This window comes from Polaromonas sp. P1_E12 (assembly GCF_056405975.1).
In genome coordinates this window covers 289,914-312,193 of sequence record NZ_JBFUBB010000006.1, presented here as the reverse complement: position 1 = coordinate 312,193, position 22,280 = coordinate 289,914, and the positions used below count along the sequence as shown (strand labels likewise).

At 59.1% G+C, this 22,280-nt stretch carries 20 protein-coding genes; 14 read left to right on the top strand and 6 right to left on the bottom strand.

Features of this window, described 5'->3' with window-relative positions; translation table 11 throughout:
* Positions 1 to 68 precede the first annotated feature (68 nt).
* Positions 69 to 1,250, bottom strand: a complete 1,182-nt coding sequence (gene metK, locus AC1D13_RS18145; RefSeq protein ID WP_457279749.1) for a methionine adenosyltransferase — start codon at positions 1,248 to 1,250, stop codon at positions 69 to 71.
* A 176-nt stretch (positions 1,251 to 1,426) separates the two neighbouring features.
* On the opposite strand from metK, the gene AC1D13_RS18140 reads away from it, so the two are divergent.
* Both AC1D13_RS18140 and AC1D13_RS18135 read left to right on the top strand, forming a co-directional pair.
* Positions 1,427 to 2,287, top strand: coding sequence for a lysophospholipid acyltransferase family protein (locus tag AC1D13_RS18140; RefSeq protein WP_457279748.1), 861 nt, complete (start codon positions 1,427 to 1,429; stop codon positions 2,285 to 2,287).
* Complete coding sequence (locus tag AC1D13_RS18135; protein WP_457279747.1) at positions 2,284 to 3,180, top strand: lysophospholipid acyltransferase family protein; 897 nt, start codon at positions 2,284 to 2,286, stop codon at positions 3,178 to 3,180. The genes AC1D13_RS18140 and AC1D13_RS18135 overlap by 4 nt, the downstream gene beginning before the upstream one ends.
* Positions 3,181 to 3,267: 87 nt before the next feature.
* Here the strand turns inward: AC1D13_RS18135 and AC1D13_RS18130 are convergent, their stop codons facing one another.
* Together AC1D13_RS18130 and yihA are read right to left on the bottom strand one after the other, a co-directional pair.
* A complete protein-coding gene (locus AC1D13_RS18130) occupies positions 3,268 to 4,179 on the bottom strand; it encodes an alpha/beta fold hydrolase (RefSeq protein WP_477690042.1) in 912 nt (303 codons plus the stop codon).
* Positions 4,180 to 4,266: 87 nt separating this feature from the next.
* Positions 4,267 to 5,007: a ribosome biogenesis GTP-binding protein YihA/YsxC gene (gene yihA, locus AC1D13_RS18125; RefSeq protein WP_457279745.1), complete on the bottom strand. Its 741-nt coding sequence runs from the start codon at positions 5,005 to 5,007 to the stop codon at positions 4,267 to 4,269.
* 209 nt (positions 5,008 to 5,216) lie between these two features.
* On the opposite strand from yihA, the gene AC1D13_RS18120 reads away from it, so the two are divergent.
* The 5 genes from AC1D13_RS18120 to AC1D13_RS18100 all read left to right on the top strand — a co-directional run bounded on the left by AC1D13_RS18120 (position 5,217) and on the right by AC1D13_RS18100 (position 11,620).
* Positions 5,217 to 5,888 (top strand): c-type cytochrome, encoded by a 672-nt coding sequence (locus AC1D13_RS18120; protein ID WP_457279744.1) that lies wholly within the window; start codon positions 5,217 to 5,219, stop codon positions 5,886 to 5,888.
* A gap of 199 nt (positions 5,889 to 6,087) precedes the next feature.
* On the top strand, positions 6,088 to 8,307 hold the full coding sequence (locus AC1D13_RS18115; protein WP_457279743.1) for a cytochrome c biogenesis protein ResB: 2,220 nt from the start codon (positions 6,088 to 6,090) through the stop codon (positions 8,305 to 8,307).
* Positions 8,304 to 9,704, top strand: a complete 1,401-nt coding sequence (gene ccsB, locus AC1D13_RS18110; protein ID WP_457279742.1) for a c-type cytochrome biogenesis protein CcsB — start codon at positions 8,304 to 8,306, stop codon at positions 9,702 to 9,704. The genes AC1D13_RS18115 and ccsB overlap by 4 nt, the downstream gene beginning before the upstream one ends.
* Before the next feature lie 109 nt (positions 9,705 to 9,813).
* Positions 9,814 to 10,812, top strand: a complete 999-nt coding sequence (gene msrP, locus AC1D13_RS18105) for a protein-methionine-sulfoxide reductase catalytic subunit MsrP (RefSeq protein WP_457279741.1) — start codon at positions 9,814 to 9,816, stop codon at positions 10,810 to 10,812.
* A 160-nt stretch (positions 10,813 to 10,972) separates the two neighbouring features.
* Positions 10,973 to 11,620, top strand: coding sequence for a protein-methionine-sulfoxide reductase heme-binding subunit MsrQ (locus tag AC1D13_RS18100; RefSeq protein ID WP_457279740.1), 648 nt, complete (start codon positions 10,973 to 10,975; stop codon positions 11,618 to 11,620).
* Positions 11,621 to 11,687: 67 nt separating this feature from the next.
* On the opposite strand, the gene lysA is transcribed toward AC1D13_RS18100, so the two are convergent.
* Positions 11,688 to 12,968, bottom strand: a complete 1,281-nt coding sequence (gene lysA, locus AC1D13_RS18095) for a diaminopimelate decarboxylase (RefSeq protein ID WP_457279739.1) — start codon at positions 12,966 to 12,968, stop codon at positions 11,688 to 11,690.
* A gap of 162 nt (positions 12,969 to 13,130) precedes the next feature.
* A complete protein-coding gene (gene lptM / locus AC1D13_RS18090) occupies positions 13,131 to 13,337 on the bottom strand; it encodes an LPS translocon maturation chaperone LptM (protein ID WP_477666046.1) in 207 nt (68 codons plus the stop codon).
* A 12-nt stretch (positions 13,338 to 13,349) separates the two neighbouring features.
* Between lptM and cyaY the strand changes: the two genes are divergently transcribed.
* Positions 13,350 to 13,700, top strand: coding sequence for an iron donor protein CyaY (gene cyaY, locus AC1D13_RS18085; RefSeq protein WP_457279737.1), 351 nt, complete (start codon positions 13,350 to 13,352; stop codon positions 13,698 to 13,700).
* An 81-nt stretch (positions 13,701 to 13,781) separates the two neighbouring features.
* On the opposite strand, the gene AC1D13_RS18080 is transcribed toward cyaY, so the two are convergent.
* On the bottom strand, positions 13,782 to 16,193 hold the full coding sequence (locus AC1D13_RS18080; RefSeq protein ID WP_457279736.1) for a penicillin-binding protein 1A: 2,412 nt from the start codon (positions 16,191 to 16,193) through the stop codon (positions 13,782 to 13,784).
* Positions 16,194 to 16,461: 268 nt separating this feature from the next.
* Between AC1D13_RS18080 and AC1D13_RS18075 the strand changes: the two genes are divergently transcribed.
* The 6 genes from AC1D13_RS18075 (at position 16,462) to AC1D13_RS18050 (ending at position 22,247) form a co-directional block, all read left to right on the top strand.
* Positions 16,462 to 17,541 (top strand): pilus assembly protein PilM, encoded by a 1,080-nt coding sequence (locus AC1D13_RS18075; RefSeq protein ID WP_457279735.1) that lies wholly within the window; start codon positions 16,462 to 16,464, stop codon positions 17,539 to 17,541.
* Complete coding sequence (locus AC1D13_RS18070) at positions 17,538 to 18,206, top strand: PilN domain-containing protein (protein WP_457279734.1); 669 nt, start codon at positions 17,538 to 17,540, stop codon at positions 18,204 to 18,206. Before AC1D13_RS18075 ends, AC1D13_RS18070 begins: the two co-directional genes overlap by 4 nt.
* Positions 18,207 to 18,228: 22 nt before the next feature.
* Complete coding sequence (locus AC1D13_RS18065; protein ID WP_457279733.1) at positions 18,229 to 18,897, top strand: type IV pilus inner membrane component PilO; 669 nt, start codon at positions 18,229 to 18,231, stop codon at positions 18,895 to 18,897.
* A complete protein-coding gene (locus AC1D13_RS18060; RefSeq protein WP_457279732.1) occupies positions 18,894 to 19,448 on the top strand; it encodes a pilus assembly protein PilP in 555 nt (184 codons plus the stop codon). The genes AC1D13_RS18065 and AC1D13_RS18060 overlap by 4 nt, the downstream gene beginning before the upstream one ends.
* Positions 19,445 to 21,553 (top strand): type IV pilus secretin PilQ, encoded by a 2,109-nt coding sequence (locus AC1D13_RS18055; protein ID WP_477690041.1) that lies wholly within the window; start codon positions 19,445 to 19,447, stop codon positions 21,551 to 21,553. Before AC1D13_RS18060 ends, AC1D13_RS18055 begins: the two co-directional genes overlap by 4 nt.
* A 157-nt stretch (positions 21,554 to 21,710) precedes the next feature.
* The gene (locus tag AC1D13_RS18050) at positions 21,711 to 22,247 is read left to right on the top strand and encodes a shikimate kinase (RefSeq protein ID WP_477690045.1); all 537 of its coding nucleotides are present in this window, start codon (positions 21,711 to 21,713) and stop codon (positions 22,245 to 22,247) included.
* Positions 22,248 to 22,280 lie beyond the last annotated feature (33 nt).

The following is a 22,280-nucleotide window of genomic DNA, read 5'->3' as shown; positions in this document are numbered from 1 at the left end:
TGCGTTCACATTCGCGATGCGAATATGAACTTCGCCCGCATACCGATACCGCGCTACGCGCGGCGGCCTTACAGGCCGGCTGCCGCCCGAAGGGCCGCAGCTTTATCGGTACGCTCCCACGTAAATTCTGGCTCGTCGCGGCCGAAGTGGCCGTAGGCTGCCGTCTTTTCGTAGATGGGGCGCAGCAGGTCCAGCATCTGGATGATGCCCTTGGGGCGCAGGTCAAAGTGTTCATTGACGAGAGCCGAGAGTTTTTCGTCGGAAATCACGCCGGTGCCTTCGGTGTAGACCGTGACGTTCATGGGGCGGGCTACGCCGATGGCGTAAGCCACCTGGATCTGGCACTGGCGTGCCAGGCCCGCGGCCACAATATTTTTGGCTACATAACGGGCTGCGTAGGCGGCTGAGCGGTCTACCTTGCTAGGGTCTTTGCCGCTGAACGCGCCGCCGCCGTGCGGGCAGGCGCCGCCGTAGGTGTCGACGATGATCTTGCGGCCGGTCAGGCCGCAGTCGCCCTGCGGGCCGCCGATAACGAAGCGGCCGGTCGGATTGATCAGGTACTTGGTGTCCTTGAGCCACTCTTTGGGCAGTACCGGCTTGATGATCTCTTCAATGATGGCTTCGGTGAACGAGGCCTTCATTTTGTGCGCGGTTTCGCTCTGGTCAGGGCTGTGCTGGGTTGACAGCACCACAGTGTCGATGCTGTGCGGTTTGCCGTCCACATAGCGCATGGTCACCTGGCTCTTGGCGTCAGGGCGCAGGAAAGGCAGGCGTCCGTCCTTGCGCAGCTGGGCCTGGCGCTCGACCAGGCGGTGAGCGTAGTAAATCGGCGCAGGCATCAGGTCCGGGGTTTCGTCGCAGGCATAGCCGAACATAAGGCCCTGATCGCCGGCGCCGATGTTCAGGTGGTCGTCACTGGCATGGTCTACGCCCTGGGCGATGTCATTGGACTGCTTGTCGTAGCAGACCATGACTGCGCAGCCCTTGTAATCGATGCCGTATTCGGTGTTGTCGTAGCCGATGCGCTTGATGGTGTCGCGGGCGACCTGGATGTAGTCGACATGCGCGTTGGTGGTGATCTCGCCGGCCAGCACGACGAGGCCGGTGTTGGTCAGGGTTTCGGCGGCAACGCGGCTGCGCGGGTCCTGCTTGAAGATCGCGTCGAGGATTGCGTCGGAAATCTGGTCGGCGACCTTGTCGGGATGGCCTTCAGAGACGGATTCGGATGTAAAGAGAAAATCGTTCGCCATTGCGTACACTCCATGAAGTTTGTCGGCGCGTTGCCGGCTGGAATGCCTCGGCGAACGCTTTAGCAGTTTGGTTTAATGTCGCCCTGCAAGTAGTTCAGTAACTCGGCGACAGCTTGCATTATATGACGGCTGTTTTTTGGCCGGCGTAACCTTTCGATACCCCTTTCACCTGATTCATGCCCTGGTTGTTCCGCTTCTTTTCCCTCTGGCCGCTGGCCGCCCTGCATGCGCTGGGCGGCATGCTGGGCTGGCTGGTGTGGGGCTTGAGTCCGCGCTATCGCGCGCAGTTCAGGGCACATGTGGCCCAGGCCGGCCTCCCTTTTTCGCTGGCCCGGCCGGCGATTGCCGAGGCAGGACGTTTTATTGCCGAGCTGCCGAAACTGTGGATGCGGCCCGCCACTGAATCCTGCCTGGGCAATGTCCGTGTTGAAGGCCAGGTGCACGCGGAGCAGGCTTTTGCCGAAGGTCGTGGTGTGATTTTTTTCGGCCCCCATTGCGGCAGCTTTGAGCTGGGCCCGCAAGCATTGGCTGAGCTGTATGGGCCCATTACCGCAATTTACCGGCCCGCACGCAAGGCCTGGCTGGCCCGTCTGGAACGCCTGGCGCGTGACCGGGCTAACCTCACTGTCGTGCCCGCCTCCTTAAGCGGCATCCGCCTCATGCACAAAACCCTCAAGGCCAACCAGGCCGTAGCCTTGTTGACGGACCAGGTGCCGCCCGAGGGCCTGGGCGTGTGGGCGCCTTTTTTTGGCAAGCCGGCCTACACGATGACGCTGGCCGCGCGGCTGGCGTTGCAGAGCGGTGCGGTGCTGCTGCCCGTCAGTTGCGAGCGCCTGGCCCGCGGCAAAGGGTATTTCCTCAAGATATGGCCACCGGTGCAGGGGATGGACGCCTCTGATTCCGGCGCGCGCGCCGACTTGTTGCATGGGGTGACACAGATCAACCGGGCGATCGAAGCCATTGTGCTGAGCCAGCCGGGCCAGTATTTGTGGGGCTACGCACGCTACAAAACACCACGCAAGGAAACTCCCCTTTGAAGACTCCCCGTCAGTTGGCCAGCCGAGTCGTGACCCGCGGCGGCATTTTCTTTATGCGGGTGCTGGCGCTGCTGCCGCTTTCCTGGACGCGTGGCCTGGGCGTGCTGCTCGGCTGGATGTTGTATGCGGTGGTAGGCTCGCGCCGGCGCGTGGTGGCCACCAATTTCGCGCTGTGTTTCCCCGGTTATCCGGCCGCAGAACGGCGCCGCCTCACGGTGCTGACATTCGTCTTTTTTGCCCAGGCCTGGCTGGACCGCGCCTGGCTCTGGCATGCGCCCCAGGCCTGGGTGCAGCGGCGTGTTCAGGTGACGGGTGCCGTGCAGGAACTGGAGGGCAATGAGCCCACGGTGATATTCCTGCCGCATTTCGTCGGCCTGGATGCGGCATGGGCCGGTGTGGCGCTGCAGATGCCGCGGCCCTCGACCACCATTTACACCGACCAGTCGAACAAGCTGGTGGACCGCTGGATACTGCGGGGCCGGCGGCGTTTTGGCAACCTGCGGCTTTTTGGGCGGGGTGACGGCGTCAAGCCCATTGTGGCCGCGCTTCGGGAAGGGCAGCCGCTTTACCTGTTGCCCGACATGGACTTCGGCCCCGACGATTCAGTGTTCGTGCCTTTTTACGGCATACCCACCGCAACGGTCCCGTCTCTCTCGCGATTTGCACGCCTGGGCCGCGCCAAGGTGCTGCCCCTGTTGCCCCGGATCACTCCGACGGGCTATGAGGTGGAGGTGCTGCCTGCCTGGCCGGACTTCCCCAGCGATGACCCGGTGGCCGACACCGCGCGCATGAATGCGCAACTGCAGGACTACATCAACACCATGCCCGCCCAGTACTACTGGGTGCACAAGCGCTTTAAAACCCGGCCCGAAGGCGAGCCATCCCTGTATTGACGGCGGGCGGGTTGGGCCGAAATTTTAGGGGAATAGTCTTCCGGGCCAGGCGAAATCAGCGCGAACAGCTATTAAATCAATAGCAATTTAGCGCAAAAAATCCTCCAAGTGGGCCGCCACCAATGCGGGCTGCTCGTGCACGATCCAGTGGGTTGCACCTTCGATGCGGCGTAAATCCATCTGCGGCACGTAGTCGCCCAGGCCTTCCAGTAGCGCGGGCGGCAAGGCTGTATCGTCCAGGGCCCAGAGCACCAGCGTCGGCAGGTGAACTTCCAGCATGTCCCGTGGAATGCTCACTGCCGCGGCGGCCGGGTCGTTGTGCGGCGGCCCGGGCCGCGGCGGTCGCAAGGGCGAAGCACGGTAGTAATTGCAGGGGCCTGTCAGGCCCTGGCGCCAGATTTCGCGGTATTGGTCCTTGACGGCTTCGGTCAGCCAGGCGTGCGGCCCATCGGCTGCGCCCATCTTGGTAAAAAAATCCCAGAGCCGCCGAAAATCGTCTTCAGCCAGCAATGCTTCAGCATCCGGGCGGATCAGGAAGTTCATGTAGGCACTGGCGGCTTGCTGTGCCGGTGAATGCTGCAGTTCGCGCAAAAAGGTGCCGGGATGCGGCGAGTTGATGATGGCCAGCTTTTTCATCAGCGCGGGGTGGCCCGCGGCCAGGTTCCAGGCCACCGCGCCGCCCCAGTCGTGGGCCACAAGGCAAGCTAGTTGGCCACCCTCCAGCGCAATCAGCGCTGCGATGTCCTGCACCAGGTGTTTGGGCCGGTAGGCTGCCACGTCCAGTGGTGCGCTGGAATGTTCAAATCCGCGCAGGTTGGGTGCCACACACCGAAAACCGCCGTTTTCGGGCCGCGCAAAATGCTCCAGCAAGCCGTCCCAGACAAAAGCGGCTTCCGGAAAGCCGTGCAGGAACATCAGGACAGGGCGGCCTTTTTCACCTGCAGTCCGGCAGGACAAGGTGATGCCGTGGGGCAATGCATACAAGCGGGTGGCTATCATGTTGCTACTATTTTTATAGCTGCTTGCGCTCGTCCCTGTTGGGCTGGAGCCGGTATTTATCTGAAACCTCAGCGCTGGAGAGCTGTCTCAGTCATTGATCTCGGGCAGCTCTTCAGGCGCCGCTTTGGCAGGCTTTGCCGGTTTTTCGACCGATTTCTCTGCCGGATGGGCCCAGTCCCACAAATGCTGGGCCACTTCTTCGACACCGCGGCGCTTCAGCGAAGAGAAGAGTTTGACGTCTCCGCCGCCGGCCTGCAGTCGCACAATGGACAGCGCCTTGGCTGCTTCGGTCTTGTTGAGTTTGTCGGACTTGGTCAGCAGCACCAGGAACTTGAGGCCGTCTTCCACCCGTGGCCGGATCACGTCCAGCAGGATCTCGTCGAGCTCGGTCAGGCCCAGGCGCGGGTCGCACAGCAGCACCACGGCCTTGAGGTTGTCGCGCGTCTGCAGATAGTTGCCCATCACCTGCTGCCAGCGGTACTTGGCTTCCTTGGGCACGGCCGCATAGCCGTAGCCCGGCAGGTCGGCCAGCACGGCGTCCGTCACGCCCTGTTTGCCCAGGCTGAAGAGGTTGATGCTTTGGGTGCGGCCCGGCGTCTTGGAGGCAAATGCCAGCCGGTGTTGCTGCGTCAGCGTGTTGATGCAGGTGGATTTGCCGGCGTTGGAGCGGCCGACAAAGGCGATTTCAGGCACGTCGACACGGGGCAGGTGCTTGAGCTCGGGCGCTGTGGTCAGGAATTTGGCTGTGTGCAGCCAGCCCATCGCGATTTTGGGGTCGGGCGCGCCGGTTGCGGCTACAGGTTGTTTGGACGGAGAGGGTGAGGTCATGATCGGGCGGTCCCTGGAGATCGGTTGCACGCTACCGGCATGCGTTGGAGGGAGCAATGGCTTCGGGGACGGAACCCGGGAAGCGCTGAGGCGGTGCGGAGCTGCTGGCCCGTTGCCGCGGCAAGACCCGAATAATCGGGGGTGCCCTGAAGCCATTGTAAAATCAGAAAGTTATAAGTTTTGTGCGCCAACCAATTAAAACCCCCGATATGAAGCTGTTCGTTACTTCTCTCCTGGCCGCCTTGCTGGCCGTGCCTGCCGTGTCGTCTTATGCTGCCGGCGAAGCCGCACCTGCACACGGCGCCGCTTCGGCTCCCGCAGCAGCCCCGGCCAAGGTTGCCAAGCCTGATCTGGTCAAGGGCGAGGCCAGCTTCACCGCAGTTTGCGCCAGCTGCCACGGCGCCGACGGAAATTCCGGTACCCCTGCCAACCCCAAGCTGGCGCAGCAGCACCCCGAATACCTGGTCAAGCAGCTGCAGGAGTTCAAGGCCGGCAAGCGCAAGAACCCGATCATGCAAGGCTTTGCGGCGGCACTGTCTGAAGACGACATGAAAAACATCGCCTACTGGGCGACGTCCAAGAAAGCCAAAACCGGCTTTGCCAAAGACAAGGAACTGGTTGCTCTCGGCGAGCGGATCTACCGCGGCGGCGTGCAGGACCGCCAGATCGCAGCCTGCGCGGGCTGCCACAGCCCCACGGGCGCCGGCATTCCTTCCCAATATCCCCGCCTGAGCGGCCAGCATGCTGACTACACAGTGACGCAGTTGACGGCTTTCCGTGACGGCGGCCGAGGCAACAGCCTGCCCATGAGCCAGGTGGCTGCCAAGCTGAACGACCGTGAAATCCGCGCGCTGGCCGACTACATTGCCGGCCTGCGTTAAGCAAAGTACAGCAAAGGACTGGCAGGCGAGCGTTTTTTTTGCTGAAAGTACCCGCAGGCTGCCTGCAGTATTGAACCCAAGCCTCCAAAACCAATCACACCAAGGCGGGTCTTTCTGATGAAAGCCCGCCTTTTTTCTTTTTCCCTTCTTTTTCTGGTTCGCAGGCTTTCCTGAGCCAACCGCAGGTTCCATTTCAAGCATGACAGTTTCCACCGAGGGTATGAAGGTCAATTGGGGCTCCCGCAGCTGGCGGGCGGCGGTGGAGCTGCTGTCGTCCATGCGGTTTTCCATTTCGCTGCTGACGGTGATCTGCATCGCATCGATCATCGGCACGGTGCTCAAGCAGGCGGAGCCGCTGGGCAACTACGTGAACCAGTTCGGTCCGTTTTGGGCGCAGGTGTTCAGCCTGCTCAGCCTCAACACCGTGTATAGCGCCTGGTGGTTCCTGTTGATCCTGGCTTTTCTGGTGGTCTCTACTTCTTTGTGCATTGCGCGCAACGCCCCCAAGATCTTCGCGGACCTGAACCAGCTCAAGGAAAACGTCCGGGAGCAAAGCCTCAAGGCCTTTGGCCACCGTGCCGAGGCTGCATTGGCAGAGTCACCCGAAACGGCTGCGCGCCGCATTGGCCAGACGCTGGTGCAAAGCGGCTGGAAGGTGAAACTGCAGCAGCGCGCCGGCAACGGCTGGATGGTGGCGGCCAAAAAAGGCGCGGCCAACAAACTGGGCTACATCGCAGCGCACAGCGCCATCGTGCTGGTCTGCGTGGGCGGCCTGCTCGACGGCGACATGATCGTGCGCGCGCAGATGTGGCTGAACGGCAAGTCGATTTATGCCGGCGGCGGCCTGATTGCCGATGTGCCTGCCCAGCACCGGCTCAGCGACAAAAACCCGACGTTTCGCGCCAACCTGCTGGTGGCCGAAGGCACTCAGTCCAGCACCGCCATCCTGAACCAGCCGGGCGGCGTATTGCTGCAGGAACTGCCGTTTTCCATTGAGCTCAAGAAGTTCATCGTTGAGTATTACTCGACCGGCATGCCCAAGCTCTTTGCCAGCGACATCATCATCCACGACAAGGAAACCGGCGAAAAGATCCCGGCGCGGGTGGAGGTCAATCACCCGGCCAACCACCGCGGGATCGAGATTTACCAGTCGAGCTTCGACGACGGCGGCTCCAGCGTGACGCTCAAGGCCATTCCGATGGCCGCGGCCAGCAAGCCGTTTGAAATTCAGGGCACGATCGGCGGCTCCAGCGGCCTGACCAACGGGCAGGGCGATGGCGCCGAAAAGCTGACGCTGGAATACACCGCGCTGCGGGTCATCAACGTGGAAAATTTCGCGTCGGGCGGGAGCATGGGTTCCGGGGCCGATGTGCGCAAGGTCGACCTGCACCAGGCGATTGACACACGGCTTGGCGCGGCGAACAAGACCGTGACGCAAAAAGAGCTGCGCAACGTAGGCCCCAGCGTGAGCTACAAGCTGCGCGATGCATCCGGGCAGGCCCGTGAATTTCACAACTACATGCTGCCGGTCAAGACGGATCCGGCGGAAGACAGCCCGGCGGTCTACCTGATGGGCGTGCGCGAAACACCGTCCGCGCCTTTCCAGTACCTCCGGATCCCGGTGGATGCTGAAGGCGGCATGGAGACCTTTTTGCGGCTGCGCGCGGCGCTCGCCAATCCGGCGCAGCGTGAGCTGGCGGTCAGGCGCTACGCAAGCCAGGCCATTGGCCGGGAGCGGCCGGAGCTGACGCAGCAGCTTGCTGCGTCGACGTCGCGGGCACTGGCCCTTTTTGCCGGTGACGTTGCAGACGCAGCGGGCGCAGCGCAAGGCTCGACGGGCAAGCCCAAAACCGCTGCAGGCCTGCAGGCCATCTCTGATTTCATGGAGGCCAACGTGCCCGAGGCCGAGCGCAACCGCGCCGGCGAGGTGCTGATCCGTATCCTCAACGGCGCGTTGTTTGAGCTGACGCAGATGACCCGCGAGCAGGCCGGGCTCAAGCCGCTGGGCCAGGATGAAAAGACGCGGGCCTTTATGTCGCAAATGGTGCTGAGCCTGTCGGACGCCAATTTCTATCCCGCGCCCATGGCGTTTGAGCTGAAAGACTTCACCCAGGTCCAGGCCAGTGTGTTCCAGGTGGCGCGTGCACCGGGCAAGACCATCGTCTACCTGGGTTGCGCCTTCCTGATCCTGGGCGTGTTCGCCATGCTTTATGTGCGCGAACGCCGCGTCTGGGTCTGGCTGGCACCGCGCGGCGCAGGGGGCGGTCAGGCAGAAGATGGCAATGTTGCGGGTTCAATGCCAGAATCGGCCGAAGGCCACAGTCAGGCCACCATGGCCTTGTCGACCAACCGCAAGACCATGGACGGTGACAAGGAGTTTGAGATGTTGAAAACGAAACTGTTGCAGGCGCCTTTATGAATACCTCCACGATCAACCACACCGCGGTGAACACCACCACGCTGAAGGCCGGCGGCGACAGCACGCTGAGCCTGAACGAGGGCTATTTCGCCCGGCGCAATGTATTGGACTGGGTGTTTGCTGCGCTGGTCACCGGCGGCTTGCTGTATGCCTTCGCCCGCTACAGTGATTTCATGGATGTCTATGAAAAAGGCATCCTGTTCGCGGCCATTCCGGCGGCTATCGCCATGGGCTGGTTCTGGCGGCCGTTGCGGGTGCTGATGATGGTGGTCAGCGCCTTCGCGCTGCTGGGCATCGCGTCCTACCAGGGAGATCTGGCGCGCGCCGAACAGGTGTTCTGGCTCAAGTATTTCCTCTCCAGCCAGTCGGCCATTTTGTGGATGAGCGTGCTGTTCTTCATGAGCACGATTTTTTATTGGCTGGGCATGTTCGCAAGCGGCGCGACCAATGCGCAGGGCCATAGCAGCCATAGCGCCGTGCTTGAGTCGGTAGGTTCAAAAATTGCCTGGGCCGCCGTCAGCATGGCGTTGATCGGTACGCTGGTGCGCTGGTACGAAAGTTACCTGATAGGCGCAGATGTGGGACACATTCCGGTCAGCAACCTGTATGAAGTGTTCGTGCTTTTCTGCTGGCTGACCACCACCTTTTATCTCTATTTCGAAGCGCAGTACAACACGCGCACTTTAGGGGCGTTTGTCATGTTGGTGGTCAGCGCAGCCGTCGGTTTTCTGCTTTGGTACACCGTTGTGCGGGAAGCGCATGAGATCCAGCCGCTAGTGCCTGCGCTCAAAAGCTGGTGGATGAAATTGCATGTGCCGGCCAACTTTATCGGCTACGGGACTTTCGCACTCTCCGCGATGGTTGCGCTGACCATGTTGCTGAAAACCGCGACCAGCAAATCTCTGTGGATTGGCCTGGTTGCCTTGCCGACCGTCCTTGTTGTCTTGCCTTTGACGGCCGTGATGTTTTTCGGATCGGCTGAAATGGCTCCCGCCATGGGTAAGGCTCTGCGCATGGTCGTTCCCACCGTCATCTTCTTTGTGGCCGTCATTTGGGCGCGCAAGGCGATTAATGCGCACACACCGGATGCCGTCGTTATGGACGACCTGATGTACAAGGCCATCGCTGTAGGCTTTGCCTTCTTCACCATCGCCACGGTGCTAGGTGCCTTGTGGGCCGCCGAGGCCTGGGGCGGCTACTGGAGCTGGGACCCCAAAGAAACCTGGGCATTGATTGTCTGGCTCAACTACGCCGCCTGGCTGCACATGCGGCTGATGAAAGGGCTGCGCGGCACGGTCGCTGCCTGGTGGGCGCTGGTGGGGCTGGTCGTGACTTCCTTTGCCTTCCTGGGCGTCAACATGTTCCTCTCGGGCCTGCACAGCTACGGAACCTTGTAGCCGGCAGCAAGTCCTTGTAAGGTCGGGTTAATTCGCCGGCCGGGTTGAATCCCTGTAAGAAGTTGCTGCGTATTCAGACTAACCCTTAAACGGATTTCAAGGACCTCACATGCTCATCAGGACCCACGCCAGCGGCTTCGACCACCCCGTTCCCAGCGAGATCACGCCGCAGGGCATTTATCACGGCCGGCGCGACCTCATCAAACTGATGGCCACTGGCGCCGCAGGTGCTGCCATGGCCGGATGGGCCGGGCGCCAGGCGATGGCGCAAACGGTACAAAAACCCGGCAAACTGGCGGCGCTGGCCGGTGGCAAATCGGCGGTGGCCGGTGCGGTGACCATGGAAAAGATCACCGACTACAAAGACGCCTCTACCTACAACAATTACTATGAGTTCGGCACCGACAAGGCCGACCCCGCCAAGAACGCCCACACCCTGGTGACCAAGCCCTGGTCGGTGGCCGTCGAAGGCCTGGTCAAGCAGCCCAAGACTTTCACGCTCGAAGACCTGATCAAGCTGGCACCGCAGGAAGAGCGCATTTACCGCCTGCGCTGCGTCGAGGGCTGGTCCATGGTGATCCCGTGGGTGGGGTATTCGCTGTCGGAGCTCATCAAGAAGGTCGAGCCGCTGGGCAACGCCAAATACGTTGAATTCGTCACCCTGGCCGATCCCAAGACCATGCCGTTTGTGGGTTCCCGCGTGCTCGACTGGCCGTATGTGGAAGCCCTGCGCATGGACGAAGCCATGCACCCGCTGGCGCTGCTGGCCTTCGGCATGTATGGCGAAGTGCTGCCCAACCAGAACGGCGCGCCGGTGCGTATGGTGCTGCCCTGGAAGTACGGCTTCAAGAGCGGCAAGAGCATCGTCAAGATCCGCTTTACCGACAAGGAGCCGCGCACCGCCTGGAACAAGGCCGCTGCGCAGGAATACGGCTTTTATTCCAATGTGAACCCGGACGTCGACCACCCGCGCTGGAGCCAGGCCACCGAACGCCGTATCGGTGAAGACGGCCTCTTTGCCAAGAAGCGCAAGACGCTGATGTTCAATGGTTACGAAGCGCAGGTTGGCCAGCTTTACGCGGGCATGGACCTCAAGAAGAATTTCTGAACAATATGGCCCCCACGCTTGTCGCTTCGCGTACTGCGCTGCCCCCCGGGGGGGCCGCTGCGCCTGCGGCCCGGCAAAGCCGGTTCCGCGGCCCCTGCTGGTGTGAGGGGCATGGGGCGTTGCATCTCGACGAGAGTCGCTCCGATAGCGGATGGCTGTGATGGCAAGCTCGCAAAAATGGTTGCTGCATCCTGCTGCTAAACCAATGCTCTTCGCCGTTTGCCTGCTGCCCTTTGCGTGGCTCTTCTATGGCGCTTTCACTAACCAGCTGGGCGCCAATCCGGCCGAGGCGTTGATACGCGCCACCGGCGACTGGACATTGCGCTTTATCTGTATCGTCCTGACGGTCACGCCGCTTCGGGTCATCACCAGCACGCCTGCACTGGCGCGCTTTCGGCGCATGCTGGGGCTGTTCGCGTATTTCTACGTCGTCATTCACCTGCTGAGCTACAGCTGGTTCGACATGGGCTTTGACTTTGCCGATATTGCCAAAGACATCGCCAAGCGGCCTTTCATCCTTGTGGGGTTTTCGGCCTTTGTGTTGCTGACGCCCCTGGCGGCTACGTCCTTCAATGCGGCCATCAAAGCCATGGGTGCCAAACGCTGGCAGTGGCTGCACAAGCTGGTCTACCTGATTGCCGGCTTGGGGCTGCTGCATTTTTTCTGGATGCGCGCCGGCAAGAACAATTTTGCCGAAGTGTTCGTTTACGCCGCGATCATCGCCCTGCTGCTCGGCTGGCGTGTGCAGCAGTTCTTGAGGAAAAAGAGGCCAAAACCCATATACGACGTGCGCAACCAGCTATCATAATGATAGCGGTATGCGCTGATCGACGCTGATCCGATGAGGCACGTGCTTGCCCGGGCGTGGTTCCGGATTAGCCCGCTATCAGCTGTTCCTGCCGCATCTGGTCTTCAGCGCTTTCCCGCCGGCGTATGAGGTGCACTTCGCCACCGTCAACCAGCAGTTCAGCGGCCCGGCCACGCGTGTTGTAGTTGCTGGCCATGCTCATGCAGTACGCACCTGCCGACATCACGGCCAACTGGTCACCCGCTGCGACAGACAGCACGCGGTCGCGGCCTATCCAGTCGCCGCTTTCGCAGACCGGGCCCACGACGTCATATGTCGCCTCGGCGGCCGTGCCTTCCCGCAGGGGTGCGATGGCGTGGAAAGCCTGGTACATCGCGGGACGCGGCAGGTCGTTCATCGCCGCATCGACGATGCAGAAGTTCTTGTGCTCGCCCGGTTTGACATAGAGTACTTCCGTCAGGCAAACCCCGGCATTGCCGACCAGCGAGCGGCCCGGCTCGATCATCAGCTTTTTGCTGCCGTAGCCGCGTGCGTCGATCTTCGCGAGCAGCTGCTGCCAGAGCGCGTCGGCTTCGGGCGGGGTGTCGTTGTTGTAGTTGATGCCCAGGCCGCCGCCGAAATCGATATGTTCGAGCGGGATACCCGCAGCTTCAATGGCTGCCACCAGGTCGAGCACCCGGTCCATGGCGTCAAGGTACGGTGTGGTGTCGGTGATTTGCGAGCCGATGTGGCAGTCGATGCCGACGACCTGCAAGCCTTTCAGCGAAGCCGCGTGCCGGTAGATGCGCAGCGCGTCTTCGTGTGCCACACCGAACTTGTTGTCTTTAAGGCCCGTGGAAATATAAGGGTGCGTCTTGGGATCCACATCGGGATTGACGCGAATGCTGACGGGCGCACGCATGTCCATGGCGAGAGCCACCCCGGACAGCACATCCAGCTCGGCTTCGCTTTCGACATTGAAGCAGCCGATGCCGGCGCTCAGGGCCTGGCGCATTTCGCTGCGGGTTTTGCCTACGCCTGAAAAAATGATCTTCCGGGCCTCGCCACCAGCGGCCAGTACGCGGTTGAGTTCTCCGCCCGAAACGATGTCGAAGCCGCAACCCGCCCGGGCAAACGCCTGCAGGATGCCGAGGGACGAATTGGCCTTCATGGCATAGCAAATTTGCGCGTTGCGCCCTGCAAAGCCGCGCTGGTAAGCCGCCAGCGCCGAAAGCATGGCCGCCTTGGAGTAGACAAACAGCGGTGTGCCGTGTGCCGCGGCCAGATCGCCAAGCCGGACATTTTCAACAAACAGCTCGGTATCGCGGTAAGCGAAATGGGGGTGGCCGGGGAGAGGTTGGCGGGTCATGAAGAATGAGCTTTGAAGCGGTTGGAGTTATTGGCAACTATCTTAAGGAGCGCCGGGCTTGCGCGCCATGATCGATTGACGGCATGAACGGTCGGGCGCCTTTAGATTGAAGGCCCAGCCACCGGATGGCCTGAATCTTCAATGAATCGGCCAGGTTGCTGGTCAGCGAGCGGCTGACGCCGGCGTTGCAGGCGCGGCAGCCGGCGGCGCTGTAGTGGCTGTGGCCGGCACCTTCGGGGGAACCGGCAGGTAAAGTGCGCCTTTTTGTCCGCAACCGGCCAGCAAGGCCGCGCCGACCACAATTGCAGCAAGGCCATAGCGGGAGGCCGAAGGGCAGATGCGGCCTAAAATTTGAGCTGAAGAAACCATGATGGGATTGTAATGACGGACCTTGAATACCAGGATCTGGCCGAGAGTGCACTCAGGGCCGTTGAAACCGCCTGTGACCGTATCAATGATGAGACCGACGCGGACATTGATAACCAGCGCACCGGTGGCATGGTCACGCTGACTTTCTCCAACCGCAGCCAGATCATCATCAACCTGCAAAAACCCTTGCAGGAAATATGGATGGCGGCCAAGGCCGGCGGATTCCACTACAAATTCAGTGGCGGGCAATGGGCTGACACCAAGGACTCGAGCGAGTTTTTTGCCAATTTGTCTCGCTATGCCAGTGAGCAGGCCGGCCAGACATTGCTGTTCGCGGCCCCCGTGGAAGCAAATAAAGCGTAGCAGCAGAAGCTTGCAGGTGTGCCGTGATTGGCGTTGAAACAAAAAAGGGCTCCGTGGAGCCCTTTTTTGATGCGTTTCATCTCAGTTCTTGAACAAGTCCAGAATGCGCTTTTTCTCGTCCGAGGGTGGTAGCACCTGGATCGCGCCTGGCACTGCCGGCGTGGCGGCAGCTGCCGGGTCTTGTTGTATGCCCACCGTGCTGACCCCCGAGCCTTTGGCATATTCGCTGTAATACCACTCTCCGCCAACGTTGACGACACCTTCGGGCGCCGGGTATTCGGTCACCGGCACGCCCTTGAGGGCGTATTCCATGAAGTTGATCCAGATCGGCAGGCTCAGGCCTCCGCCGGTTTCCCGGTCGCCGAGTTTTTTCGGCGTGTCGTAACCCATCCACACCGCCGCCGTCAGAGTAGGCTGGAAACCCACGAACCAGGTGTCGATCGAGTCATTGGTGGTACCGGTCTTGCCGAAAAGGTCGGGGCGCTTGAGCGTGGCTTGCGCTTTGGCTGCCGTACCCGAGCGTGCGACTTCCTGCAGCAGGCTGTCCATGATGAACGCATTGCGCGCATCGATGGCCCGGGCCGATTCGTCCAGCACGGGTGGCTTGCTTTCCAGCAGGACTTTGCCGCGCTGGTCGGTGATTTTGGTGACCAGGTAGGGATTGACGCGGTAACCGCCGTTAGCAAATACCGAATAGGCGGTGGCCATTTGTATCGGGGTGACCGATCCGGCGCCCAGCGCCATCGTCAGGTAGGCGGGATGTTTTTCGGCCTCAAAGCCGAAGTGGGTGATCCAGTCCTGCGCATACGGGGCGCCGATAGCCTGCAGTATGCGGATGGAAATCATGTTCTTGGATTTCTTCAGGCCGGTCCGCAGACTCATGGGACCGTCGAAAGTGCCGTCGTAGTTTTTGGGCTCCCAAGGCTGGCCGCCAGTGACGCCGGCGTCAAAAAACAGCGGGGCGTCATTCACCACGGTCGCTGGGGTAAAGCCCTTCTCGAGGGCAGCGGAGTAAATAAAGGGCTTGAAGCTGGAACCCGGCTGGCGCCATGCCTGGGTCACATGGTTGAACTTGTTTTTCTCAAAATCAAACCCGCCCACCAGCGCCCGGATGGAACCGTCGCGCGGATCAAGGGCCACAAAAGCGCCTTCCACTTCAGGCAGCTGGGTGATTTCCCAGGTGTTTTTCGGTGTTTTCGCCACGCGGATTAAGGCGCCGCGGCGAATCTTGATGTTGGGCCCTGCCTTGTCAGCCAGTCCGGATTGGGCGGGTTTCAGGCCGTCGCCGGTAATTTCAACTGTCTCGCTGTTCTGGCGCATGGCCAGAATCCGTTTGGGATTGGCTTCCAGCACGATGGCCGACATCACATCTCCGTTGTCGGGGTTGTCGGTCAGTGCGTCGTCAATCGCATCTTCCGTTTCCTGCGCATTGGCCGGAAGATCGATGAACTTCTCGGGGCCCCGGTAAATTTGCCGGCGCTCATAATCCATGATGCCCTTGCGCAAGGCCTTGTACGCGACCGTCTGGTCGGTGGCACGCAGGGTGGTATAGACATTCAGACCGCGGGTGTAGGTTTCGTCCCCGTACTGGTTGTAAACCAGCTGGCGGACCGTTTCAGCGACATATTCTGCGTGCACCCGGCCCGCGTCAGGCCCGGTCCTGACCTTGAGCTCTTCTTCTTTGGCGGCCTTGGCCTGTTCGGCGGTGATGAAGCCGTTTTCTTCCATCCGCTCGATGATGTAGAGCTGGCGGGCCCGGGCCCGCTTGGGATTGATGATGGGGTTGTAGGCCGAAGGCGCCTTGGGCAGGCCTGCCAGCATGGCTGCCTCGGAGATGGAGATGTTTTTCAGGGGCTTGCCGAAATAGGCCTCTGAGGCCGCGGCAAAGCCATAAGCCCGGTTTCCCAGAAAAATCTGGTTCATATAGATCTCAAGGATCTGGTCCTTGGTCAGCAGGTGCTCCAGCTTGAAGGTCAGCAGGATTTCATAGATCTTGCGGGTATAGCTTTTTTCGGCCGACAGATAGACATTACGGGCCACCTGCATGGTGATGGTGGAGGCGCCCTGGCTCTTGGCCCGGCCCACATTGGCAAAGCCGGCCCGGATCACGCCCAGGTAGTCCACGCCGCCATGCGAGAAAAAGCGGGCATCTTCGATGGCCAGAACCGCGTCCTTCATGACCTGCGGGATGTCCTTGATCGGGGTGAGGCTGCGGCGTTCTTCCCCGAATTCGCCAATAACCACCCCATCGGCGGAGTAAACCCGCAACGGCAACTTTGGCCGGTAGTCTGACAGGTCTGAGATATCCGGCAGGTTGGGGTAGGCAACCGACAGCGCTACAGCCACAAACAGCAAGACGGCGGCAACACCAGCCAGTAGCAGGCCGCCACTCCACAAAAAGAGCATGACCAGCCAGCGGGGGACGAGGGACTTTGCGCGACCTTGCTTGAGCGGGGCAGAGTTTGAATCAGAAGACGTGGGTGTGGAGGGCATGTAGACAATCGTAAAGTCGCGTCACCATTATAAAAATCCCGGGAAGCGGGTTGTGCGGGGTGTCAGGGCAAGGGCCATACTTTTACGTTTGCAGACAACGTTTTAGGGAACCTTGCAAACTCCTGGCCCGGTACGACCGTCTGCTTTTGACAACGTTCCAGATGTCCAAAACAGGAAAAATCCTTACTGCACAAAGAGCTTACTGCTACTATTCAAGTGATTTCTTAAGTATGCAGGGCTACATATTAGCCGTCATTTGGGGACCGCCTTGATCTCTCTGGGATCGTTATTCAACCGCCAACAACCCGCTTTGCTGGGTTTAGATATCAGCTCATCCAGTGTCAAGCTGGTGGAGTTGAGCCGTGACAAGGCCGGTAATCTGGTGTTGGATCGCTGTGCGATCGAACCGCTGGAACGAGGCTGGATTACCGATGGTAACGTCGAAAAGTTTGACGAAGTGGCCGACGCGGTGCGCCGGCTCGTCAAGAAAAGCGGAACCCGCACCAAGAATGTGGCGATGGCCCTGCCGGCTTCGGCGGTCATTACCAAAAAAATCATTCTCCCGGGCGGCCTCAGCGACGCAGAGCTCGAAATTCAGGTCGAATCCGAAGCCAATCAATACATTCCGTTCTCGCTGGATGAAGTCAGCCTCGATTTCTGCGTGGTAGGCCCGAGTGCTACCTCCAGTGGCGACGTTGAAGTGCTGATTGCTGCTTCGCGCAAGGAAAAAGTGCAGGACAGGCAGGGTCTTGCGGAAGCCGCCGGGCTCAAGCCTATTGTTATAGATGTGGAGTCGTATGCCTCCCGCCTGGCCACCGCCCGCTTGATTGAGAGCCTTCCCAACAAGGGCGTGGACACCATGGTGGCCCTGTTTGAAGTGGGTGCATTGACGACCAGTATGCAGGTCATCAAAAACGATGAAGTACTTTATGAGCGTGATCAGGCCTTCGGTGGAGCACAGCTGACGCAACTCATCATTCGGCAGTACGGTTTTTCCCCTGAAGAAGCAGAAAGCAAAAAACGCAGTGGCGATTTGCCGGAAGACTACGAATCCGGCGTGCTGAAGCCTTTTGTCGAGAGCATGGCGCAGGAAATCGGACGGGCCTTGCAGTTCTTCTTTACCAGCACACCGCACAACAAAGTTGACTATGTGATGTTGGCCGGCGGCTCGTCCGCCTTGCCAGGCCTGACCGACTCCGTCACCCAGCAGACTTCATTTGCCTGCGTGCTGGCAAACCCTTTTGAGGGAATGGAGCTCGGGGAAGGCGTACGTGAAAAGAAGATGCGGCGCGAAGCGGCATCCTACCTGACCTCTTGCGGTCTGGCTTTGCGGAGGTTTCTGCAGTGATTCTCGTCAATCTGCTTCCCCATCGCGAAGCTGCGCGCAAGCGCAGGCGCGAAGTATTTTTTGCCACGCTGGGTATGGCGGCCTTGATCGGCGGTCTTATTTGCGGCGCTGTTTATTCCTGGTACCTTGCCCAAATTGAGGGCCAGCGGGGAAAGAACAATTTTCTGAAAACGGAAATTACCCGGTTGGAAGGACAGATCAAGGATATTGCCACGCTGCAGGCGGAAATTTCCGCACTCAGGGCTCGCCAGAATGCCGTGGAAGACCTGCAGGGAAACCGCAATCTGCCGGTGTATTTGCTGAGCGAACTGGTCAAGCAGTTGCCCGATGGGGTGTATATCACCAGCATGAAACAAGACAATCAGGCCGTGTTTATCACTGGCGTCGCACAGTCAAACGAACGTGTTTCGGAATTGTTGCGCAACCTTGCTAACAACAGTGCGTGGTTAACCCGGCCGGAACTTGTAGAAATCACCGCCAGCACAGTCTCACTGAGTGCGCGTGACCAGCGCAGGGTATCCAATTTTTCAATGAAGATTGGTTTGAAGCGGGCCAGCGATCCGAAAACTGTTGGCGCCACACCGGCAAGCTCAGGGACAGTACCGGTGGTGTCGGGGGCGGCTGCCAAGCCAGCTTCTGCCGCTTCGGTGCCGGCCAAGGTATGAGGCGGAATGAACGAGTTTGACTATGGCAAAAATCTCTAAAAATTCCATCGACTTTGGAGCAATTCAAAGTAGTCTGAAGTCCCAGTTTACGGGCCTGGATCCCAATGATCCACCTTCATGGCCAGCACTTCCACGTTACCTCCTGTGCGTGGCCGTGACGATTTTTGTTGTCGTGGCTCTTTGGTTTGTATGGCTCAGCGCATCCGATGAGGAGTTGACCGCAGAGAAAGCCAAGGAAGTCAAGCTTAAGGAAGACTACACGGCAAAGCTTGCGCAGGCTGTCAATCTGGATGCGCTGAAGAAGCAGCGCGAACAGGTTCAACAATATGTAACCCAGCTTGAAAAGCAGCTACCGAGCAAGGCCGAAATGGACGCACTGCTTTCTGATATTAATCAGGCGGGTTTGGGGCGTAGTCTGCAGTTCGAATTGTTTCGCCCAGGTCAGGTTAGCGTGAAGGAGTATTACGCGGAATTACCGATCGCTGTTCGAGTCACAGGCAGGTATCACGATATGGGTGCTTTTGCGGCTGATATTGCCAATCTTTCCCGCATTGTCACTTTGAATAATCTGACCATATCGCCCGGCAAAGATAGCACCTTGGTGATGGATACCACGGCCAAAACGTTCCGCTATCTGGACAATGATGAAGTAGCCTTGCAGCGCAAGAGCGCTCCTGGAGCCAAAAAATGAGTGCAGGAAAATACGCGGTAATTTTTTGCGGTTTGGCAGGGATTTTATTGGGCCTGTCCGGCTGTGGTTCCTCTGAACAGGAGGAGTTGCAGGAATGGATGACGCAGCAACGGAACGCTACCAAGCCTAAGGTAGATCCGCTGCCGGAGCCCACTAAATTTTCACCTCAGTTGTATGGCCAGGAAGGTTCCATAGAGCCTTTTAGCATTCAAAAACTGACACAGGCACTGAAACGTGAATCCAATCAGGCGACGGCCAACGCCGCCCTGATCGCACCTGAACTGAGCCGACGAAAAGAACCATTGGAGGCATATCCCCTGGATGCTATTGCCATGGTGGGTAGCCTGATCAAGGTTGGCCAGCCAGTTGCGCTGGTACGAGTGGACAACCTGATTTATCAAGCCCGCGTAGGGAATTACCTGGGCCAAAACTACGGCCGGATCACCAAGGTCACTGAAACAGATCTCGCCTTACGCGAGATAGTGCAAGACGCCGCGGGTGAGTGGATAGAGCGGACCGCGACTTTACAGTTATTAGAGGGATCAAAATGAACAAGCAGACACCGGCACTAGAGACGCAGGAAAAAAAGGGCCGCCTGCAGCTTTTGTTTGGGCGTGTGTTGCGTTGTGCTTCGCTCAGTCTGGCATTTTCTGTAACTGCCGCTCCCTTGCTGGCGCAGGCACAGAATGCCATCCAGGCTGTTTCCGGATCAGTTCAGGGCGGTGCAGAGGTCATTCGAATCGATTTGGCAGAACCTCTGGCTGCGGTACCGACGGGTTTTAGTATCCAGACGCCAGCGCGTATAGCACTTGATTTTCCCGGGGTTGGTAACTCCATGGGACGATCTGCAGTGGACCTCAACTTGGGAAATCTGCGCTCGGCGAACGTCGTGCAGGCGGGTGAAAGAACCCGTGTAGTACTGAATCTAAAGGTGCCAACGGCGTATAAGGCTGAGATTCAAGGGAAATCGTTGTTGATTACCCTCGATTCAGTGGCGGTGGCTGCGCCCTCCGCTACTACACCGCCAGTGTTTGCTGAAAATCGCAACACCGACACATTGCCCTTGAAGGACATCGACTTCCGTCGTGGCGTTGAGGGTTCTGGCCGTATCGTTGTGGACCTGCCCAATAACCAGGTTGGCGTGGATATACGCCAACAAGGCCAGACTTTGGTGGTTGAGTTCCTGAAAACCGCATTGCCAGAAGGACTTCGCCGTCGTCTGGATGTGGGCGATTTCGGAACACCAGTGCAAACCGTCACCACATTTCAAACGGGGGATAAGGTCCGTATGGTGGTCGAGCCCAAGGGCGCCTGGGAACACAGTGCGTATCAAAGTGATAACCAGTTTGTCCTGGAAGTGCGCCAGCAAAAAATTGACCCAAGCAAGCTGACGCAAGGACCTGGGTATAACGGTGAGAAGCTATCCCTGAATTTTCAGAACATTGAAATTCGCTCCCTTCTGCAGGTGATTGCAGACTTTACGAACTTCAATATCGTGACGTCGGACTCGGTTACCGGTGCGGTAACGTTGCGTCTGAAAGATGTTCCCTGGGATCAGGCACTGGACATTATTCTTCAGGCCAAGGGACTGGGCATGCGCAAAACAGGCAACGTCTTGTTGATCGCACCCAAAGACGAACTTGCAGCCAAAGACAAGCTGGAACTGGAGTCAAAGAATGCGATTCAAAGTCTGGAAACGCTCCGGACCCAGGATTTCAAGCTTAACTATGCAAAAGCTGCAGATATTGCGGCAGGGCTGTTGGGCTCCGGTGYCGGTGCTACAAAGATACTGTCTGCGCGAGGCAGCGTGATATCGGAGGCGCGCACCAATCAATTGTTCGTTACCGACATACCATCGCGACTTGAACAGGTGCAGGCGCTGATCGCGAAATTAGACGTCGCAGTCCGTCAAGTGTTGATTGAAGCTCGTATCGTTGAAGCGTCGGATTCCTTCGGTAAATCTCTGGGCGTGCGGTTAGGGGGTCGACCTTTCACCCAGGGTAATAACACCGCTTTTGGCGGGTCGTATAGCCCGACAGTTGCAGGAACTACTGCAGGTGAATTCGTGAGCCTGCCTGGTGTGGGCCAAAACGGATTCAACGCAAGTACGTTTGCCATTTCTTTGTTCAATGCCGCAAAGACACGATTCCTTAATCTTGAGATTTCTGCATCTGAAGCAGATGGCAAGACGAAAATTGTTTCCAGTCCACGTGTCGTGACTGCTGATCAGGTGAAGGCTCTGATTGAACAGGGTACAGAGCTTCCCTATCAACAGGCGACTTCCAGCGGTGCCACCGCTATTGCCTTTCGAAAGGCAAACTTGAAGCTCGAAGTCACTCCGCAAATAACGCCGGAGGGGAACATCATCCTTCAAGTGGACGTGAACAAAGATAGCGTGGGACGTGAAACAGCGAACGGATTCGCGATTGATACCAAGCATATTCAAACGCAGGTACTGGTGGAAAATGGTGGAACCGTGGTCATTGGCGGCATTTTTGAGCAAAATGATCGTGACAATGAAACCAAAGTCCCGCTTTTGGGCGACATCCCCGGTGTTGGCAATTTGTTCAAACAAAGAACGCGATCTGCCACGAAGTCTGAATTGCTGGTGTTCATCACGCCCAAAATGCTGACTAACGGATCTGCCCTGCGTTAATTCCGACCACCCGTCTGATCGCCTTGGGCGAGTTCGAGGGCGGTAGGTAAAGAAGGCGTCGTGCTGAAGGACTGCGCGTGGGACTGCCAGTCCTCTGCGTAGTTGCTTGGCATGCTTCTGGGCAACCTTTCCTCCATATCAATTGAATGCACATCCGTTGAGAATCGCCTGCGTGGGCTTGCCTGGGTCGGGGAAATCCACCGTCGGCAGGCATCTTGGCCGAAGAATGGGGTTGCGGTTCATTGACTCGGATCAGGTGATAGAACAACGTATCGGTTGCTCTATCCGTGAGTTTTTTGAGCGCGAAGGTGAAGACGCATTTCGCGACATCGAGCAACTGGTCATCGATGAATTGACTCAGGGTGAGGTTTGCGTACTCTCCAGCGGCGGCGGGGCTGTGCTGCGCCCCGCCAACCGGCAACATCTTCGGGAGCGGGCGCAGGTGGTTTACCTGCATTCCATCCCCGAAGAGGTTTTTCGCCGTTTGCGGCATGACCAGAACCGCCCCTTGCTTCAGGTGGCCGATCCGCTGGCGCGGCTCAGGGATCTTTACGCCGCCCGTGACGCCCTCTATCGGGAAACGGCACACTATGTCATTGAAACAGGCCGCCCTTCAGTCTCTACGCTGGTCAACATGATCCTGATGCAGCTGGAGCTGGCAGGCGTGATGGCTCCGCCTCCCGACCGGCCATAACCGTTGGCAAGCCTTGGAAAGGGTGGAAGCCTC

What these genes read in the sequence shown, in the direction of transcription:
- AC1D13_RS18060 (WP_457279732.1), top strand. Translation starts at nt 18,894, where the DNA reads ATGAGTGCAGGAAAATACGCGGTAATTTTTTGCGGTTTGGCAGGGATT.
- AC1D13_RS18065 (WP_457279733.1), top strand. Translation starts at nt 18,229, where the DNA reads ATGGCAAAAATCTCTAAAAATTCCATCGACTTTGGAGCAATTCAAAGT.
- metK (WP_457279749.1), bottom strand. Translation starts at nt 1,250, where the DNA reads ATGGCGAACGATTTTCTCTTTACATCCGAATCCGTCTCTGAAGGCCAT.
- AC1D13_RS18080 (WP_457279736.1), bottom strand. Translation starts at nt 16,193, where the DNA reads ATGCCCTCCACACCCACGTCTTCTGATTCAAACTCTGCCCCGCTCAAG.
- lptM (WP_477666046.1), bottom strand. Translation starts at nt 13,337, where the DNA reads ATGGTTTCTTCAGCTCAAATTTTAGGCCGCATCTGCCCTTCGGCCTCC.
- yihA (WP_457279745.1), bottom strand. Translation starts at nt 5,007, where the DNA reads ATGACCTCACCCTCTCCGTCCAAACAACCTGTAGCCGCAACCGGCGCG.
- msrP (WP_457279741.1), top strand. Translation starts at nt 9,814, where the DNA reads ATGCTCATCAGGACCCACGCCAGCGGCTTCGACCACCCCGTTCCCAGC.
- AC1D13_RS18115 (WP_457279743.1), top strand. Translation starts at nt 6,088, where the DNA reads ATGACAGTTTCCACCGAGGGTATGAAGGTCAATTGGGGCTCCCGCAGC.
- ccsB (WP_457279742.1), top strand. Translation starts at nt 8,304, where the DNA reads ATGAATACCTCCACGATCAACCACACCGCGGTGAACACCACCACGCTG.
- AC1D13_RS18130 (WP_477690042.1), bottom strand. Translation starts at nt 4,179, where the DNA reads ATGATAGCCACCCGCTTGTATGCATTGCCCCACGGCATCACCTTGTCC.
- lysA (WP_457279739.1), bottom strand. Translation starts at nt 12,968, where the DNA reads ATGACCCGCCAACCTCTCCCCGGCCACCCCCATTTCGCTTACCGCGAT.
- AC1D13_RS18100 (WP_457279740.1), top strand. Translation starts at nt 10,973, where the DNA reads ATGGCAAGCTCGCAAAAATGGTTGCTGCATCCTGCTGCTAAACCAATG.
- cyaY (WP_457279737.1), top strand. Translation starts at nt 13,350, where the DNA reads ATGACGGACCTTGAATACCAGGATCTGGCCGAGAGTGCACTCAGGGCC.
- AC1D13_RS18120 (WP_457279744.1), top strand. Translation starts at nt 5,217, where the DNA reads ATGAAGCTGTTCGTTACTTCTCTCCTGGCCGCCTTGCTGGCCGTGCCT.
- AC1D13_RS18140 (WP_457279748.1), top strand. Translation starts at nt 1,427, where the DNA reads ATGCCCTGGTTGTTCCGCTTCTTTTCCCTCTGGCCGCTGGCCGCCCTG.